Source organism: Paludibaculum fermentans, from assembly GCF_051172195.1.
GTDB classification, from domain to species: domain Bacteria; phylum Acidobacteriota; class Terriglobia; order Bryobacterales; family Bryobacteraceae; genus Paludibaculum; species Paludibaculum fermentans_A.
This window is the reverse complement of the sequence record NZ_JBPJAQ010000005.1, coordinates 231,148-246,969: the sequence shown is the minus strand read 5'-3', so window position 1 is coordinate 246,969 and position 15,822 is coordinate 231,148. Positions and strand designations below refer to the sequence as shown.

General features: G+C 63.9%; 16 protein-coding genes. 11 read left to right on the top strand and 5 right to left on the bottom strand.

What is annotated here, in order from left to right; all coding sequences use genetic code 11:
- The first annotated feature begins 2 nt into the window (after positions 1 to 2).
- Genes scpB through ACR9Y2_RS39615 form a run of 3 tightly spaced genes read left to right on the top strand, consistent with a single transcriptional unit; the run spans position 3 to position 2,213 of the window.
- A complete protein-coding gene (scpB, locus tag ACR9Y2_RS39625) occupies positions 3 to 1,082 on the top strand; it encodes an SMC-Scp complex subunit ScpB (protein ID WP_435047457.1) in 1,080 nt (359 codons plus the stop codon).
- Positions 1,075 to 1,803, top strand: a complete 729-nt coding sequence (locus ACR9Y2_RS39620) for a pseudouridine synthase (RefSeq protein ID WP_435047456.1) — start codon at positions 1,075 to 1,077, stop codon at positions 1,801 to 1,803. Before scpB ends, ACR9Y2_RS39620 begins: the two co-directional genes overlap by 8 nt.
- Positions 1,804 to 1,805: 2 nt before the next feature.
- Positions 1,806 to 2,213, top strand: coding sequence for a CoA-binding protein (locus ACR9Y2_RS39615; RefSeq protein WP_435047455.1), 408 nt, complete (start codon positions 1,806 to 1,808; stop codon positions 2,211 to 2,213).
- Here the strand turns inward: ACR9Y2_RS39615 and ACR9Y2_RS39610 are convergent.
- Entirely contained in the window at positions 2,210 to 2,719 is a 510-nt protein-coding gene (locus ACR9Y2_RS39610) for a DUF669 domain-containing protein (protein WP_435047454.1), read from the bottom strand. The genes ACR9Y2_RS39615 and ACR9Y2_RS39610 overlap by 4 nt on opposite strands.
- 81 nt (positions 2,720 to 2,800) lie before the next feature.
- Between ACR9Y2_RS39610 and ACR9Y2_RS39605 the strand changes: the two genes are divergently transcribed.
- A complete protein-coding gene (locus ACR9Y2_RS39605) occupies positions 2,801 to 3,997 on the top strand; it encodes a TIM barrel protein (protein WP_435047453.1) in 1,197 nt (398 codons plus the stop codon).
- A 140-nt stretch (positions 3,998 to 4,137) separates the two neighbouring features.
- On the opposite strand, the gene ACR9Y2_RS39600 is transcribed toward ACR9Y2_RS39605, so the two are convergent.
- Positions 4,138 to 4,332: a hypothetical protein gene (locus tag ACR9Y2_RS39600; RefSeq protein ID WP_435047452.1), complete on the bottom strand. Its 195-nt coding sequence runs from the start codon at positions 4,330 to 4,332 to the stop codon at positions 4,138 to 4,140.
- Between the two features lie 344 nt (positions 4,333 to 4,676).
- On the opposite strand from ACR9Y2_RS39600, the gene ACR9Y2_RS39595 reads away from it, so the two are divergent.
- Positions 4,677 to 5,324 carry a peroxiredoxin-like family protein gene (locus ACR9Y2_RS39595; RefSeq protein WP_435047451.1) on the top strand — a complete coding sequence of 216 codons (648 nt, stop codon included), beginning with the start codon at positions 4,677 to 4,679 and terminating at the stop codon, positions 5,322 to 5,324.
- A gap of 27 nt (positions 5,325 to 5,351) precedes the next feature.
- On the opposite strand, the gene ACR9Y2_RS39590 is transcribed toward ACR9Y2_RS39595, so the two are convergent.
- Positions 5,352 to 6,386, bottom strand: coding sequence for a DUF4097 family beta strand repeat-containing protein (locus tag ACR9Y2_RS39590; RefSeq protein WP_435047450.1), 1,035 nt, complete (start codon positions 6,384 to 6,386; stop codon positions 5,352 to 5,354).
- A 516-nt stretch (positions 6,387 to 6,902) separates the two neighbouring features.
- Here ACR9Y2_RS39590 and ACR9Y2_RS39585 point away from each other — a divergent pair.
- Positions 6,903 to 9,353: a DUF6600 domain-containing protein gene (locus ACR9Y2_RS39585; RefSeq protein WP_435047449.1), complete on the top strand. Its 2,451-nt coding sequence runs from the start codon at positions 6,903 to 6,905 to the stop codon at positions 9,351 to 9,353.
- Positions 9,354 to 9,512: 159 nt separating this feature from the next.
- On the top strand, positions 9,513 to 10,175 hold the full coding sequence (locus ACR9Y2_RS39580) for a leucine-rich repeat domain-containing protein (protein WP_435047448.1): 663 nt from the start codon (positions 9,513 to 9,515) through the stop codon (positions 10,173 to 10,175).
- A gap of 20 nt (positions 10,176 to 10,195) precedes the next feature.
- On the opposite strand, the gene ACR9Y2_RS39575 is transcribed toward ACR9Y2_RS39580, so the two are convergent.
- Positions 10,196 to 10,687, bottom strand: a complete 492-nt coding sequence (locus ACR9Y2_RS39575) for a L,D-transpeptidase family protein (protein WP_435047447.1) — start codon at positions 10,685 to 10,687, stop codon at positions 10,196 to 10,198.
- A gap of 277 nt (positions 10,688 to 10,964) precedes the next feature.
- Here ACR9Y2_RS39575 and ACR9Y2_RS39570 point away from each other — a divergent pair, with 277 nt between their 5' ends.
- From ACR9Y2_RS39570 to ACR9Y2_RS39560, 3 genes are all read left to right on the top strand, one after another.
- On the top strand, positions 10,965 to 12,272 hold the full coding sequence (locus ACR9Y2_RS39570) for a reverse transcriptase family protein (protein ID WP_435047446.1): 1,308 nt from the start codon (positions 10,965 to 10,967) through the stop codon (positions 12,270 to 12,272).
- Positions 12,273 to 12,302: 30 nt separating this feature from the next.
- Positions 12,303 to 13,118 carry a DUF4159 domain-containing protein gene (locus ACR9Y2_RS39565; RefSeq protein WP_435047445.1) on the top strand — a complete coding sequence of 272 codons (816 nt, stop codon included), beginning with the start codon at positions 12,303 to 12,305 and terminating at the stop codon, positions 13,116 to 13,118.
- A 175-nt stretch (positions 13,119 to 13,293) separates the two neighbouring features.
- On the top strand, positions 13,294 to 13,743 hold the full coding sequence (locus tag ACR9Y2_RS39560; protein WP_435047444.1) for a hypothetical protein: 450 nt from the start codon (positions 13,294 to 13,296) through the stop codon (positions 13,741 to 13,743).
- 19 nt (positions 13,744 to 13,762) lie between these two features.
- Here ACR9Y2_RS39560 and ACR9Y2_RS39555 read toward each other — a convergent pair whose 3' ends face one another.
- Complete coding sequence (locus ACR9Y2_RS39555) at positions 13,763 to 14,662, bottom strand: sugar phosphate isomerase/epimerase family protein (RefSeq protein ID WP_435047443.1); 900 nt, start codon at positions 14,660 to 14,662, stop codon at positions 13,763 to 13,765.
- A gap of 124 nt (positions 14,663 to 14,786) precedes the next feature.
- Between ACR9Y2_RS39555 and ACR9Y2_RS39550 the strand changes: the two genes are divergently transcribed.
- Positions 14,787 to 15,788 (top strand): AAA family ATPase, encoded by a 1,002-nt coding sequence (locus tag ACR9Y2_RS39550; RefSeq protein ID WP_435047442.1) that lies wholly within the window; start codon positions 14,787 to 14,789, stop codon positions 15,786 to 15,788.
- Positions 15,789 to 15,822 lie beyond the last annotated feature (34 nt).

Sequence of the window (15,822 nt, the reverse complement as noted above, 5' to 3'; positions counted from 1 at the left end):
CCATGGAAGAGAAAGACCTCCCCTCCGCCGAGTTGGCGGAACAGCAGCAGGAGCCTGCACAACAACCCGAGACGGAGCCCCAGCAGTCCGCCGCCGAGCCCGAGGTCCAGCCGGAAACTGCTGAACCGGAGGCTGCTGACCAGGAAGTTGCTGAGCCGGAAGCTGCTGAACCGCCGGCTGTCGAGCCGGAAACTGCTGAGCCGGAAGAGGTTGTGGAAGCGCAACCGGAGCCCGTCGAGGCGTCCACCGACCCCCAGGCGCAGGAGCCGGAGCCGGCCGAGATTCAGCCTGGTGACGAATTTGAGCCGGTCGCGCAGTCGGAAGACGACCAACCGGTGCCGGAGAGCTTCTCGGCCGAACAGCTTCTGGGCGACCAGAAACAGCCGCAGCCCGTTTCCGACAGCCAGGCGGCGGAACTCAAGGCTGTGCTCGAGGCGATTGTTTACGTCCTGAACGAGCCGATGCCGGCAGTGCAGATTGCCGCCGCTCTCGATCGTCCTCTGGAAGAAGTCGAGCCGGTGCTGAGGCTTCTGGCCGAAGAGACAGCCCGCGCCGAACGCGGCATCTTCATTCGCGAAGTGGCCGGCGGCTACCAGATGGCCACCAAACCGGAGCACCACGAAGTTCTTCGCAGCTTCGTGAAGAACCTGAAGCAGCCGTTGAAGCTGTCGCAGGCTGCCCTGGAAACCCTGGCCGTCATCGCTTACAAACAACCCATCACGATGCCCGAGATCCTGGAGATCCGCGGCGTGCAGGGCGGCGGCGTCATCAAGACGCTGCTCGACCGCAAGATCATCACCACGGCCGGCCGTAAGAACGTCATCGGCAAACCCATCCTCTACAAGACCACGAAGGAGTTCCTCACCCAGTTCGGACTCAAGGATTTGAACGAGTTACCGAGCCTGAAGGAATTCGAGGATATCCGCCGCCAGTCGTTGGCCGACGAGGAAATCGGCAACCCCGAGCAGCCGCGGCTGCCCGAACAGCCGGAAGAGATGGAGGCGTCTCCGGTCGAACCAGAGCCTCCCGAGGGTGAAAAGCCCGCAGGCGACGAAGAGGCGCCTCAGACAGACAATGGCTGAAGAACGTCTTCAAAAGATTCTGGCGCAGGCAGGGATTGCCAGCCGCCGCAAAGCCGAGCAGATTATCGTCGAGGGCCGGGTGACAGTTAACGGCAAGACGATCACGGAGTTAGGCTCCAAAGCCGACCTCGAAAAGGACCATGTCAAGGTGGATGGGACGCTGCTGCGCAAGCCGAAGCACGAGGTCTACATCGCCCTGAACAAGCCGCGCGAGGTGGTGACGACGCTGAGCGATCCGGAAGGCCGCCGTACCGTCAAGCACCTGCTGAAGGGCGTCAAGGAACGGGTTTTCCCGGTTGGGCGGCTCGACTACTTGAGCGAAGGCCTGCTGCTGCTGACCACGGACGGCGAATTCGCCAACAAGATGACCTCTCCGGCGAGCCACGTCGAGAAGATCTATCTGGTGAAGACGAACGGGATCCTCTCGGCCGAGCAGGAGGAGCAGTTCCGCAACGGTATTCCGATCCACGGGCGCCGGACGGCTCCAGCCAAGCTGAAGATGATCAAGCACAACGTGAACCCGTGGTACGAGGTGCGGCTCACCGAGGGCCGGCAGAACCAGATCCGTATCATGTTCAAGAGCTTAGGGCGGCTGGTGGAGAAGCTGAAGCGCGTCCAGATCGGCTTCCTGAAGTTGGGCTCAGTCAAAGTGGGCGAGTTCCGCCACCTGGATCACGATGAGGTGGAGCGTTTCCGCAAAGTCCTGCATCTCAACGACTGAGCGTGCCAACCGAACTGGAAATCCTCAAAACCTGCAAGACCATCGCCGTGGTGGGCTTGTCGTCCAACAAGTTCCGCCCGAGCTACGAAGTTTCGGCCTACATGCAGAAGGCCGGATACCGGATTATTCCCATCAATCCGAACGAGACCGAGATCCTCGGCGAGAAGGCTTACCCGACCCTGGACGAATGCAACCAGGCCGTCGACCTGGTCAACGTGTTTCGCCGCCCGGAAGCCGTACCGGATGTAGTCGATGCGGCCATCCGCATCGGCGCGAAGGCCGTTTGGATGCAACTCGACGTGATTCACGAGGAGGCCGCCCAAAAGGCCAGGGACGCCGGGCTGCTTGTGGTGCAGGATCGGTGTCTTCTGATTGAACACCGCCGTTTCCGCTCAGAGCTCGCCGGCTAGAACGGAGTGTCGTCGTCCATGCCTGCCTCCCAGGCGGCTTCTGAGTCCACCGGTTCGCTGGCCGGCCCTTTCCTGTCCCGGACGAAGTTGACGTCAGCCCACTTACGGGCCGGGTTGGTCTTCTTCTGGATGCGGACCTCGCGGTCGATCATTTCGCTCATCCGTCCCTGCACCTCGGACAGCCGAGTGAGTTGCAGGCCCAAACGCTCCAGGTCTTGTTTCAGGTACGCGACGGTCTTCTGCGTAATGACTCGCATTTTGGTGACGCACCGTCCCTGGCATGTGGGGCCCAGGATGCGCAGGCGCCAAACCATCATGGGATTGCCTGTCGTGTGGGTGCGGCTGAGGGTGGCGTCTTCCACCCGCGTGTCGTAAAAGCCGTCGGGCACATCTTCATAGCTGGTCCGCGCGGCGGGTTGCTGCTGTTGTTTCTCGGGGCGGCCAAAGGCGGAGTCGAACTGCCTCAGGTCCACCGGCCTGGAGTCTTCATTGGATCTTGGATTCACGGTTGTTACCGGCCTTGCAACCTAGTAGTGGACCTTCAGAGCCAAAGTTCTCGTTGATATAATACGCGCGGGTACTATCATATGCCGCTCTCCTCCGCGCAAACCGACCTTGCTTTCAAGGCTCTAGACTCCTTTGCGATCGAACTGCCGTCGTGGGGCTTCGCCAACACCGGCACTCGCTTCGGTAAGTTCATTCAAGCCGGAGCGGCCACGAGTACGGCCGAGAAGATCTCGGATGCGGGCATTGTGCACCAGGTGACGGGGTGCTGCCCCAGCGTGGCCGTCCATGTCCTGTGGGACTTTCCGAACGGCAAGGCCGATGTGCCGGCTGTCATGAAGGTGGCCGCGGAACACGGCGTGCGGATCGGCGCCATCAATCCCAACGTATTCCAGGACCAGTGCTATAAGAATGGTTCGCTGGGCAACCCGGATGCGGAGGTACGCAAGACGGCGCTGTCGCACATCCTGGATTCGGTGGAGATCCAGAACGCGAGCGGCTCGCGCGATCTCTCCCTGTGGTTCGCGGACGGCACAAATTTCCCCGGCACGGGTTCGATCCGCGCGCGGAAGGACTGGTTCACGGAAGGCCTGAAAACAGTGCACTCCGCGCTGAGCGGCGACCAGCGCATGCTGGTGGAGTATAAGCCCTTTGAGCCCGCCTTCTATCACACCGACATCGCCGACTGGGGTATGTCCTATATCCTGTCGAAGCATTGCGGGCCGCGCGCCAAGGTGCTGGTCGACACAGGCCACCACTACCAGGCTGTGAACATCGAGCAGATTGTGGCCTGGCTGCTGAGCGAGGACATGCTGGGCGGCTTCCACTTCAACGATCGGCGCTATGCGGACGACGACCTGACGCTGGGCTCGATCGATCCTTATCAGGTGTTCCGGATCTTCTACGAGATCTGCTACTTCACGTGGGAGCGCGGTGCGGCGCCGGACCTGGCCTACATGGTCGACCAGAGCCACAACCTCAAGAACAAGATCGAGGAGACGATCCAGACCGCGTGCACGGCGCAGGAGCTGTTCCTGAAGGCCGCGCTGATCGACTTCGGCAAACTGGCCGCGCACCAGGAGAAGGCCGACCTGATCGATTCCGAGGAGTGCCTGCGCGAAGCGTTCTTCACCGACGTGCGGCCGCTGCTGCGCGAATGGCGGAAGTCGAAGGGGATCGCCGAGAATCCGATGGAAGCGTTCCGGGCCAGCGGATACATGGAGCGGGCCGAGAAGGAACGCGGGCCGCGCAATATGGGTGCGATCTCGAGCTACGCGTAAGGGGTCGGTTGGGTTTGAGATTTGCCTGAGACGGGCGCCCGCTGCGATGAAGCCGCGCGGGTCGCCCGTCGCTCACATTTCGGGACCTGGTCGAACGCCCCGGGTTCACTGCGCTTGCGGCGGCCGGGCGTCGCGGGGCTTCAGACGATCGCTTTGATGATTTTGGCCGGGAGCATGAAGATGGCTCCCACGAAGGCGAAAACGCCCGTCAATACGATGCCGACTATGCGGAAGGGCAGCATCAGGACCCAGATGATCGGATAGACGATCAAAGCGATCAGGGCCAGCGGCCAGCAGAAGACGGCAAGAATACAAAACAGCAGGAATTTGACCATTTCCGTGTCACTCCCTCACAGCATATGTTACGAGGGCGAAGACCGCTGTGTTCCACTGATTGGAAGCCTGGTGCCCGAACGATGGGATGAATGTGGACGACAGTTTACTTGACCTGAAAAGCCATCATTTCCAAGATCAGGTTAGTGACTGCTCCTATCGGAAATACCCAAGAATTCAGTTCCAGCCGGACCTGCTGTGCGGCTGAAGCAATGTGGTGTGACGCACCGGGCGGTTTGCCCCACGCGGCCGGCTGCGGCGATGGACGCCTTGACCTGATTCACCAGGCAAGCACCGGCGACGACGAACAGGCGAAACGCCGGGTCAGCGGGACAGGGAGTGCGGAATGAGCGGGCGAAGCGCAGTGAAAAGGCTCCAGGTGGGGTCCGCGATCCTGCCCCTGGAGATCTTCTCAATTCATCAGAGGCTGGTTCAGATTCCCGACCCGGCGCAGATGGTTCATCTGCAGTTTCGCCGTTTCGCCGGATGTCCCATCTGCGATCTGCACCTGCGTAGTGTTGTGCGGCGGCACGCGGAAATCGCCGCGGCGGGCATTCGGGAGGTGGTGGTGTTTCACTCCACACGGGCGGTGCTGCTGCCCCACGCGGAAGGGTTGCCGTTCGACGCGATCGCGGATCCCGAGAAGCGGTTGTACGCCGAGTTTGGGGTGGAATCCGCAGCCCGGGCACTGCTCGATCCGCGCGCCTGGCTGCCGCTGCTGCTAGGCGTTCTGCGCAGTACCTTCCGGGTGCTCAGCGGCAAGCAACCGCTACCCGAGGTGCGGCCTCACGGGGGAAGCTTGGGCCTGCCGGCCGATTTCCTTCTGTCCAGCGAGGGCCGGGTGATCGCATGCCGGTATGGCGAGCACGCCTATGACCAGTGGTCTGTCGACGAGATGCTGGAGTTGGCAGGTAGTGCCCAGCGCGTCGATGCCAGGCCGGCCAGGCCTTCCGCAAGTCCGCTGCCGCCGAAGCGGATTCGGACCAATGAATGACCAATGAATGAGGTGCAGGCCGGGCGGCTAGCGGATCTCAATGCGCGAAGAGCGCGTGTCGAGGTCCACCAGCGGTCCGCCGGAGCCTAGCTGCGCTTTGAGGCTGTGCCCGTCCCTGGCGATCTGCGTGGCGATTCCGGCCGGGGCCGAGATCTTGCCGGAGCGCGAAAGCGCGTCGATCAGATAGCCGCCGCCATCGGCCAGTTGGACATGGATTGCACCAGATCCCGCCACTGCGCGGATGGGCGCCGGATTGCGTTGTTCGATCCGGATCTCGCCCGATGTAGTCTCCGCGTGGACTGATCCGCCTGCGCGCAGTGCGGTGATGCTGCCGGAGCTGTTGCGAGCGGTGACGCCCGCCTTGGCATCGTCAATGCGGATGCTACCCGACTGGGTTGTGGCGCGTAGCGTGCCCGAGACATCGCCGATCTCCTGGCGGCCCGAGGTGGTCAGAATTTCGGCGGCTCCGCGAATGCCGGTGAGCTGAATGCCGCCGGACTGGCTGCGGACGACCACGGAACTGCCTGCGTCGCGGACCGTGACGGCTCCGGAGTGGACGCTCACCTGGATCGCCCCCGCCACGTTGGTAACCTCCGTGCGCCCTGAGTTGGTTGTGGTGTTCACGGGGCCGTCGATGCCGTCGATGCGAATACCGCCAGAGGTCGTGGTGGCGCGGACTTCCGTTGCCTGTGGGGTCTCGATCTCGAAGCGGATGCTGACGCCGCGCAACAGCGACGGATCCTTGGGATAGCCGATGCGGAGGCGGTTGCCGGCCTGTTCGATGGGCGGGTCTTTTTCCAACGCCCGGATGTTGGCTTCGGCGAGGTCGAGATCCAGCCGCCCGAACAAGGGCTTGATGATGGCGCGCACACGGACCGAGGCTGCGGAACCGCTGCTGATGATGAGGCCGCCGGGGTCGCTTCTTACGTCGAGGTAGACAGGGCCGGAGACGGGCAGGGTACGGTCGAAGGAACCGGGATCGGAGGCCAGGAGTTGGACTGTGCCGGCCAGCAGGATGCCGGCTGCCAGAAAGATAGGACTCCTACGATAGCCATCGCTCATGGCTCCCAGGTTACAGCACAGCGACTGGGAGTCCCAGCCCTTTTGCTCGGTTCACGAAGGGCGCTGCCATGCAAATCGGGATGGAGTAGGGTACAGCGGGCGAAAGCCCATTGGCGCCGGATCGCGGCAGAATGCCCGACCGGTTCCCTGTAGTATTTGCCAGCCTGATTGGAATCCCGCCGGAAGGTCGGGCCGCCGAGCTGATGGATAACGATATGCGGTCATGTGACCTGCCGGAGTCACGGCGCCCATCCCCTGCCTGTGGGGAGGGAAGAGACGCCGCAACCGGAAGCCCCGCGATTTCATCGCGTTTGGTGCCGGGGCAGGGGGTTCCGCCGCCGGTGATGTAGGGCGTGGCCTTGCGTCGTTCGCGAAGAAACGGCGAGGTGCGACGGGGAAGCTCTGGGCCAGGGGCGGTGAATTGGCCGCGCACGTGCAGTAGTATGTTGGCGGACGAGTCGTCGAAGCCGGCCCGGGTGCGGCTTCGGCGCGAGTGCGCGAGTGAAGGAGAAGCGAATGCAGTATACGCGGCGGTTGACGATGGTTGCGCTGGTTATGGCAGCCTCAGCGGGATTCCTGGCGGCCCAGGATCCGCCCGGCCGGGTGGCCCGGTTGAACTACCGCGAAGGGTCCGTGTCGTTCCAGCCGAGTGGCGTGGACGATTGGGTGGATGCCGGCATCAACCGGCCACTGACCACGGGCGACAAGATCTGGGTAGATGCGCGCGGGAGGGCCGAACTTCACATCGGCTCGATGGCCCTGCGGCTGGGTGAGCGCTCCGATTTCGAGTTCCTGAACCTGGACGATCAGACGGCGCAGATCCGGCTTTCGGAGGGCACGCTGATCGTTCGTGTCCGTTCAATCGCGCAGGATCAACTGCTGGAGATCGACACACCGAACATGGCGTTCACAGTTCGGCGGCCTGGTATCTACCGCATCGACGCGGATCCCGACTCGCAGACCACCTACGTGACGGTTCGCGATGGGGAGGGCGAGGTGACGGGCGACGGGCAATCGTTCCCGCTCTACGCCAGGCAGCGGGTGGCGGTGCGCAGCGGCGATCAACTGGAATACAACCTGACCTCGGCGGGTGGAGGCGACCAGTTGGACGAGTGGTGCTCGGCGCGCGACCGTCGCGAGGACCAGTCGCAGTCGGCGCGGTTCGTTTCGCGCGAGGTTCCGGGTTATGACGATTTGGATCAATACGGCAGTTGGGAGAGCCAGCCGGAGTACGGCCAGGTGTGGATGCCGGCCTCGGTTTCCGCGGGCTGGGCTCCCTATCACGACGGGCATTGGGCCTGGATCGCTCCCTGGGGCTGGACCTGGGTCGACGATGCGCCGTGGGGCTTCGCACCCTATCACTATGGCCGTTGGGCCTCCTTCGGCGGACGTTGGGGCTGGATTCCCGGACCGTATCAGGTGGCGCCGACATACGCGCCGGCGATGGTGGCCTGGGTAGGCGGAGGGCGCGGCGGTTCCGGGTTCAGTATGACGTTTTCCAGCGGCATGGCTCCGGCGGTCGGCTGGTTCCCGCTGGGTCCGCGTGAACCGTACTATCCGTCGTACCGGTCGAGCCAGCGCTATTTCACGCGGGTGAACACGACGAATACGGTGATCAACAACGTCACCATCAACAACTATTACAATGCGCGGAACGATCGGAATTCGCGGGTGGTTTACGCGAACCAGCGGGTGCACAACGGCGTGACGGCGGTGCCGCAGAGAGAGTTTGCCAGCGGGCGTCGCGTGGGACAGTTCGCGCGGCCGGTCAGTGCTGCGCAGATCGAGGCTGTGCGCGTCGCTCCGGGCCCGTTCATCGTTCCGCAGAGAACCAGTGTGCTGGGCGCGCAGGCCGAATCGAATGCGCGTGCCGTGGCCCGGCCGCCCGCTGCCTCACAGAGCCGGCGGGTGGTGGCCAGGACCGCTCCACCGCCGCCCGGAGTGCCGTTTGACCGGCAGCAGGCGGCACTGTCGAGGAACGCTGGGCAACCGCTGCAGGACAGAGAGGTGCGGCAGCTCCGGCAGGGTGCTCCCGCTGCGGCGGCTCCGGTTCGCGTCGTGGATATGAGCCGGGTGAAACGGGTGGAGCCTCGCGTGGGGCAACAGCCGGGGGGCCAGCCGGCGCCGGCGAACGGGCGTCCTGGCGTGGCTCCTGGGCAACAGCCGCAGGATGCCCGGGAAGCGCAGCCGCGGGAAGTGCAGCAGCGGCAACAACGTGAGCAGCAGCAGAAGCAGCAGCAGGATGTTCGGGAGCGTCAGCAGCGCGAACAGCAGCAGGAGTCGCAGCGGCAGATGCAGCAGAAACAGCAGCAGGATGTTCGGGAGCGGCAGCAGCGCGAGCAGCAGCAGGAGTCGCAACGGCAGATGCAGCAGAAACAGCAGCAAGATGGCCGGGAGCGGCAGCAGCGCGAGCAGCAGCAGGAGTCGCAACGGCAGATGCAGCAGAAGCAGCAGCAAGATGGCCGGGAGCGGCAGCAGCGCGAGCAGCAGCAGGAGTCGCAGCGGCAGATGCAACAGAAGCAGCAGCAAGATGGCCGGGAGCGGCAGCAGCGCGAACAGCAGCAGGAGTCGCAGCGGCAGATGCAGCAGAAGCAGCAGCAGGATGCGCGGGAGCGGCAACAGCGCGAGCAGCAGCAGGAGTCGCAACGGCAGCTGCAGCAGAAGCAGCAGCAGGATGCGCGGGAGCGGCAGCAGCGCGAGCAACAGCAGGAGTCGCAACGGCAGCTGCAGCAGAAGCAGCAGCAGGATGCGCGGGAGCGGCAGCAGCGCGAGCAACAGCAGGAGTCGCAACGGCAGCTGCAGCAGAAGCAGCAGCAGGACGCGCGGGAGCGGCAACAGCGCGAGCAGCAGCAGGAGGTTCAACGACGCCAGCGGGCCGCGCCTCCGGCTCACCCGCCTGCTCCTGCCCCGCAACCGGAGCCCAAGAAGGAAAAGAAACCGCCACCACGTGATGAGAAGCAGAATTAATACCCCGTCCGCGGCGGTTGCGGAGTAGACGTAGAGCTCGCGGGGATTCTCACTCAGGTTCCGGCCGGACTCGATTCGGCCGGAGCTGGCCCGGCGCGTCCGCCGGACGGCCAGTGTCGCATCAACCGGCTGCCAGCCTCTCGCGCTAGCATTTCCTTCATGACGGATGGACCTGCGCAGGACTTGAATCTCTGGAAACAGCACTTGGGCCGCGTGCCGGATTGGGTGTGGTCCCAGGATGAGGCGGAGACCCTCGTGCTGGCCGACAATGATCTGACCGAGCTCTCGCCCTTGGTTGGTCGGATGCAGAAGTTGCGCATGCTCGACCTGGGCCACAGCCGGCTCACCGAGGTGCCGGAGGAGTTGGGGGCATTGGCCGGGCTGCGCGACTTCCTCTATCTCCACGACAACTGTCTTCCCTCGCTGCCGGCTTCGCTGGCGCGCCTCACCCGGCTGCGCTACCTGAACATCAGCGGCAACGCCTTCCACGAGTTTCCGGAATGTGTTTGCGAAATGGCTGGCCTGATCGAGTTGCGGGCTTCCGACAATCAGTTGTCCGCGCTGCCGGAGTCCCTTGGCCGGCTGTCGAACCTGCGGGAATTGCACCTGCGGAACAATCAGCTCACCACGCTGCCTGATTCGTCGGGGACGCTACGCGCACTGCGGCAGCTCGACCTGCGCGGGAATCCCCTGCGGGCCCTGCCCGCGGCACTGGCTGAGCTGCCGCTGCTGGAGAAGCTCGACCTGCGCTGGGTGACCACCCTGGATCCGCCGTCCTGGCTGGCTGCCCTGGAGGAGCGGGGTTGCGCCGTGTATCGCTGACCCAGGGGAGGCCCAACCCGCTAAGGCTGGATCTCTACCACAGCTCCGTTCGGAACCAGCTTCCAGATCTCCTCGATCTCCTCATCGGTCACAGCAATGCAGCCCCACGTCCAATCGCTCTGCAAGTGGGCATTCCCCACGGAACCCTGGCCGTTGGGTAGGCCGTGAATCAGGATGTCGCCGCCTGGCTGGACACCCAACCGCTGCGCCCGGGCGCGGTCGGTGGAGTTGGGGTAGGAGATGTGGAGGGCCCTATGGAACTGGCTCCTGGCATAGCGCCCGTCAACCCGGTACAGCCCCTCCGGCGTACGCATATCACCTTGCTGGATCTTGGGTCCCACCGGCTGTTTGCCCAGCGCCACTTTGTAAGTTTTGAAGACTTTGCCGTTCTGGAGTAGTTGCAGCTCGCGGCGGGCCTTGTGGATGACGATCCGGTCTGCCTGTTCGGCAGCGCACAGCGCAGGGGGTGCGACGGCAAACCAGCTCCAGGCGAGCACGCTGCGGCGAGTCATCGAACTCTATTCTAAAGCCGTTGCTCCCGGCTGCAGCGAGGGATGGCCTCCGGTTGGTAGGGGCTTGGACCCGGATTTCGGGCTTGTTATAGTACGGACGGCGGCCGGATGCTCCAAGCTCGGCCTGAGCCGGTCCTCCGTGTTCGGTTCAGCCTCTCTGGGGTTACCCCAGGGCATCGGGAATAGCCAGGCATTCGTCGCGTGCGCTCCGCTGCGCTGTCACGCAGTTCTGCCCACGCCAGGTGAGACTCGTTGGAGCATCCGGACGCGCCCGGCCATGGCTTATCCCGCACTTGTCTCCGCCCTCGCCCGCTGCTTCGCCAGCGGAGAACCCACCGCGGACGGCATTGCCGCGCGCGCGGCCCAAGTCCTGGGACGGCCCTGGTTCTGGCTGCTGCCGCTGGCCCGGCGCTTCGTCAAAGCACACCAGGGCAGCATCCGCCCGAGGCGGAAGGAAGTCATCCGGTTTCTGTTGGACGACCGGGGCTTCCGGCACCGCGCGCACAAGCTCTCCGTATCGCATTGGATTACTGAGCCGCCGCGCATGCAGCCTGTGCAGGCCGCCGTCGCGTGGGGTGTGCCTGAGCTGGTCACCGAAGGGGACTTGGCCGCCTGGATGGGCGTGCGGCCCGAGGATCTGGACTGGTTTGCTGATCGGAAGGGCCTGAATGCCCGGGCCGGACGGGCTGCGTTGGGTCACTATCACTACCGGGTTCTCGCCAAAAAGCGTGGCGGCGTGCGGTTGATCGAGGCGCCCAAGCCCCGGCTGAAGGAGCTTCAGCGGCGGATCCTGGACGGCATCCTCGATCGCGTACCGGCGCATGCGGCGGCGCACGGGTTTTGCCCGGGACGGTCCATCCGGACTTTCGCCGAGCCTCATGCCGGGCGAGCGCTCGTCCTGCGAATGGATGTGCAGGATTTCTTCCCGTCCCTGCCCGCCGCCCGGATTCAGGCGGTTTTCCGGACTTTGGGGTATCCCGAAACCGTGGCGGACCTGCTGGCCGGCGTCTGCACGAATCGGACCCCCATCCGCATGTGGCCTCAGGCCGGCGCGGCGATTCCGGCGGCAGATCTGATGGAGGCGCGCCGGTTGTATGAGTGGCCGCACCTGCCGCAGGGAGCGCCCACGTCGCCGGCTCTGGCGAACCTGTGCGCCTACCGCGCCGATTGCCGGCTGGCTGGGCTCGCGCGCAACTTCGGGGCCCTCTACACGCGCTATGCCGACGATCTGGCCTTCTCCTTTGATGGGCCTGTGAACGCCAGGCAGTTTTCTGTGTATGCGGCAGCCATCCTGGGGGAAGAGGGCTTCGGCGTCAACCACCGCAAGACGCGGATCATGACACGGAGCACCCAGCAGCGCCTGGCGGGGCTGGTGACGAATGTCCATCTGAACATCCCGCGCGCGGATTTCGACGAGCTGAAGGCCATTCTGACCAACTGCCTTCGGCATGGACCGGAGACCCAGAACCGGGCGGCTGTCCCGGACTTCCGCGCTCACCTGAACGGGCGGGTGGGGTTCGTCGAGTCGATCCATCCCGCGAAGGGGCGGCGGCTGCGCGTGCTTTTTGACAAGATTTGTTGGTGAAGAATGGCTATCTCGGGGTAGTCTCTAAGCATGCGGGCTTCGTGTGGTCCCAGATCACGCACTGGCGCCCTTCTGGTACTCCTGCTGCTGGGCGGCTTACTGGCATGGGCGCAGATGCGCGACCGCGTCTGGGCCCGGTATGAACACGAGATGCAGGATCCCGTGGACGATCCGCCCGACGCATTGCACAAGGCCGAATTCGCGCTGGGGCGGCTGCGCTACCGGTCCCCCATGGACCGCGGCCGCCGGTATTATCGCTGGGGTATCGACGTCAACAAGGGCGACCGAATCTTCGTCTCGCTGCTCAAGCGGCTGACCCGCGTGGACATACAGCCCATCGAGACGATCGTCGACGTCAGCAGCGATGACATCTACAATCTGCCATGGATCTTCGCCGGTTCAGTGGGCGACTGGCGGCTGTCCCCTTCCGAGGCGGACCGCTTGCGAAAGTACTTCGACCGCGGCGGCTTCCTGATGGTCGACGACTTTCACAATGAGCGCGAGTGGGCGAATTTCATGGAGGGCATCCACCAGATCGACCCGTCGATGCACGCCGAAGAACTCGAGGACGGCGACCCGGCCTTTCGCACAGTGTTCGACCTGAAGCAGCGTGTGCGGGTGCCCGGTGCAAACGTCGTCCATGGAGATATGATTGAGCGCGGCGGAATTGAACCGCACTGGCGGGCCATCCGCGACGGCCAGGGGCGGATGAAGATCGCCATCTGCTTCAACATGGATGTCGGGGACGGGTGGGAGTTTGCCGATGATCCGGACTATCCGGAACGGTTTTCCTCCGAGGCCATCCGGCTGGGTGTGAACTACGTCATTTATTCCATGACGCATTAGGACGGCAACGTTTGCGGGTTTCCCCTGTGCTGCTCAGGTAGGCTCTTTACCTAAGTGGCGGGTTATTCGCTCTTAGTACGTACAGGACGTATTGTCCTCCCAGGACGCTATGTTATGCTCTGTCTAGGGTTGAGGCTGGCTCAGTCGGTCGGCCGACCCGGAGCACAACACATCGATGGTCGCAAGTATCATCATTATCGGTTTCTCGGTGGTCCTGTTCGCATACTGGTTCCGCTATAGCTGTATTTTGATTCTGCGGACCAGAACTTCAGTCGACTATGCCACGCACGTCGCGAAGGCGTCGAGCCTCGCGGTGTTGGAAATCCAGCGCCTGCTGGAAGGTTCCGCGGACGAGCTCGATCTTTCCGCCTTCCGCAGCGCCCTCGAGGAAGACTACTTCATCGTCAACCAGCTGCTCAGCAAGGCTCCGATGGTGGAAGAGCACCTGTCAACGGTCGAGCGCACGATGTTGCGGGTCGACTTCCGGATGATGAGCCTGTGGGACGCTTTCTCCCGCACCTGCCTGGGCCGTTCGTCGCGCACGGCCGTGTCGGAGATCGCTTCCATTGTCGGTTGCCTGGCGAACGCGGCCGGTTCGGCCGGCGTCCTCAGCGTCGAAGCCTGATTCTCCACTCCCCCGAATTTCAAACGAATGAAAGACCGGCCTCAGCGCCGGTCTTCTTGATGTAGGCCGCGCCTTCGGCGTACTCCCCGGCCGTTTTGAGGTGCTCCAGCATGAGAGGTGCTTCGTGCGGCAGGGCGGCGAGGGCTCCCAGATACGCCTTGTAGTCCAGCTTGCCGCGGCCTGGCACCACTTCGACGAAGTGCAGGTTCATCTCCTTCACCCACTCCAGGTCCTTGGCATGGCAGGAGAGGATCCACTTGCCCAGCTTCTGGAAGCACTCCCGGATGACGCCGGCGTTGTTGTAGAACCGGTCGGGCGAGCTGATGATATTGCAGACGTCGATGTGGACGCCGAACGCCGGGCGGTCGATGGCGCGGATCAGCTTGAGGTAGGAGTCCGGCGAATCGGGCACGGTCCAGCCCATCATTTCGTACGAGAACTTCGCCCGTTTCGGTTTGACCGCGTCGATGATGGAGCGGGCGTTCTCGACTGCGGCGTCGAAGCACTCGCGAGTGACGTTGCGCGGATCGGGGCCATCCCAGTATTTCGGGTTGTAGGAGCCCACGATGTCGACGCAGCAGCGGGTTCCGGTCTCGTCGGCCACGGCCAGGCCGTAGGTGACCTTCTGTAAATTGATCCTGCGTTGAGCCGGGTCGGCTTCCAGCAGATTGACCCACACGCCCACTTCCGCCAGGGTAACGTTTTCGGCCTGGAAGCCTGCCTCGATGGCGCGCAGCAGGGCGGTGTCCCCGGGCTTCGCCGCCGGGCAATAGCCGGCGCTATAGCCGAGCTTGCGGTGCTCGCGGGCCAACTCGCGCGGGTCCTCGGGCTTCTGGAACACGGGGCCGCCCAGGCGGATCCTGTTGCCGGCGGCGGGTACCGCGATCAGGCTGGCGAGCATCATTTCACGGCGAGTCATGGCGCATTCCTTCCCTGGGCGAAGTCACGCACATCATATCCGAACCGTCCGCAGGAGTAACATTCGGGCCTGCCCCGGGACAGGGCCGGAACGGCTGCGATCCGGCTTGCCATACAATGTTCATGTGGCTCACTCTTCGCCCTTTCCGGAAGCCGTTTCGCGGCTGGATCTTGTCCGCAATGAGATTGGTAAAGTCATCGTCGGGCAGCAGGACGTCGTTGACGGCGTACTGATTTGCCTCCTCGCGGGCGGCCACGTGCTGCTGGAAGGGGTGCCGGGGTTGGGCAAAACCACCCTGCTGCGAACGCTCTCTCGTGTTCTGCACCTGAAGTACTCCCGCATCCAGTTCACACCGGACCTGATGCCCGCCGACATCGTCGGCAGCGTGATCATGGAAACGACGGACACGGGCGGCAAGGCGTTGAAATTCCAGCCGGGTCCGGTGTTCTCGAACCTGGTGCTGGCGGACGAAATCAATCGCGCGACCCCCAAGACGCAGTCTGCCCTGCTGGAAGCCATGCAGGAGCGGACGGTCACGTCGGGCACCGTCACCCACCACCTGGAATCGCCGTTCCTGGTGATGGCGACCCAGAACCCCATCGAGATGGAAGGCACCTACCCGCTGCCGGAAGCGCAGTTGGACCGCTTCCTGATGAAGATCCTCGTGCAGTATCCGACGCGGGAAGACCTGAATACGATCATCGAGCGCACCATCGCGCGCGAGGAACCGGAACTCAGCCAGGTGATGGATCGCGACACCATCCTGTCCATCCGGCGCGCCTGCCGCGAAGTGCTGGTGGCTCCGCATGTGCAGGACTACGCCGTCAGCCTGGTGATGTCCACGCAACCGGGCACCGCCTATGCGCACGAACTGGCCAACAAGTACATCCGCTACGGGTCGTCTCCGCGCGGCGCGCAGTCGCTGGTGGAATGCGGCCGAGTCTACGCCTTCATGCACGGCCATGCGCACCTGTCCATCGACGACATCAAGACCATCGCCCCGGCCGTCCTGCGGCACCGCATCATCCTCAATTTCGATGCCCACGCCGACGACCAGACCCCGGAAACACTGCTGAAGGAGATCATCACCGCGGCTAGTTTGAAAGCCGCGCAGACGCGCGCCTGAGCCGGAGGCCTTTCGGACGCACTGAGAACGAAAC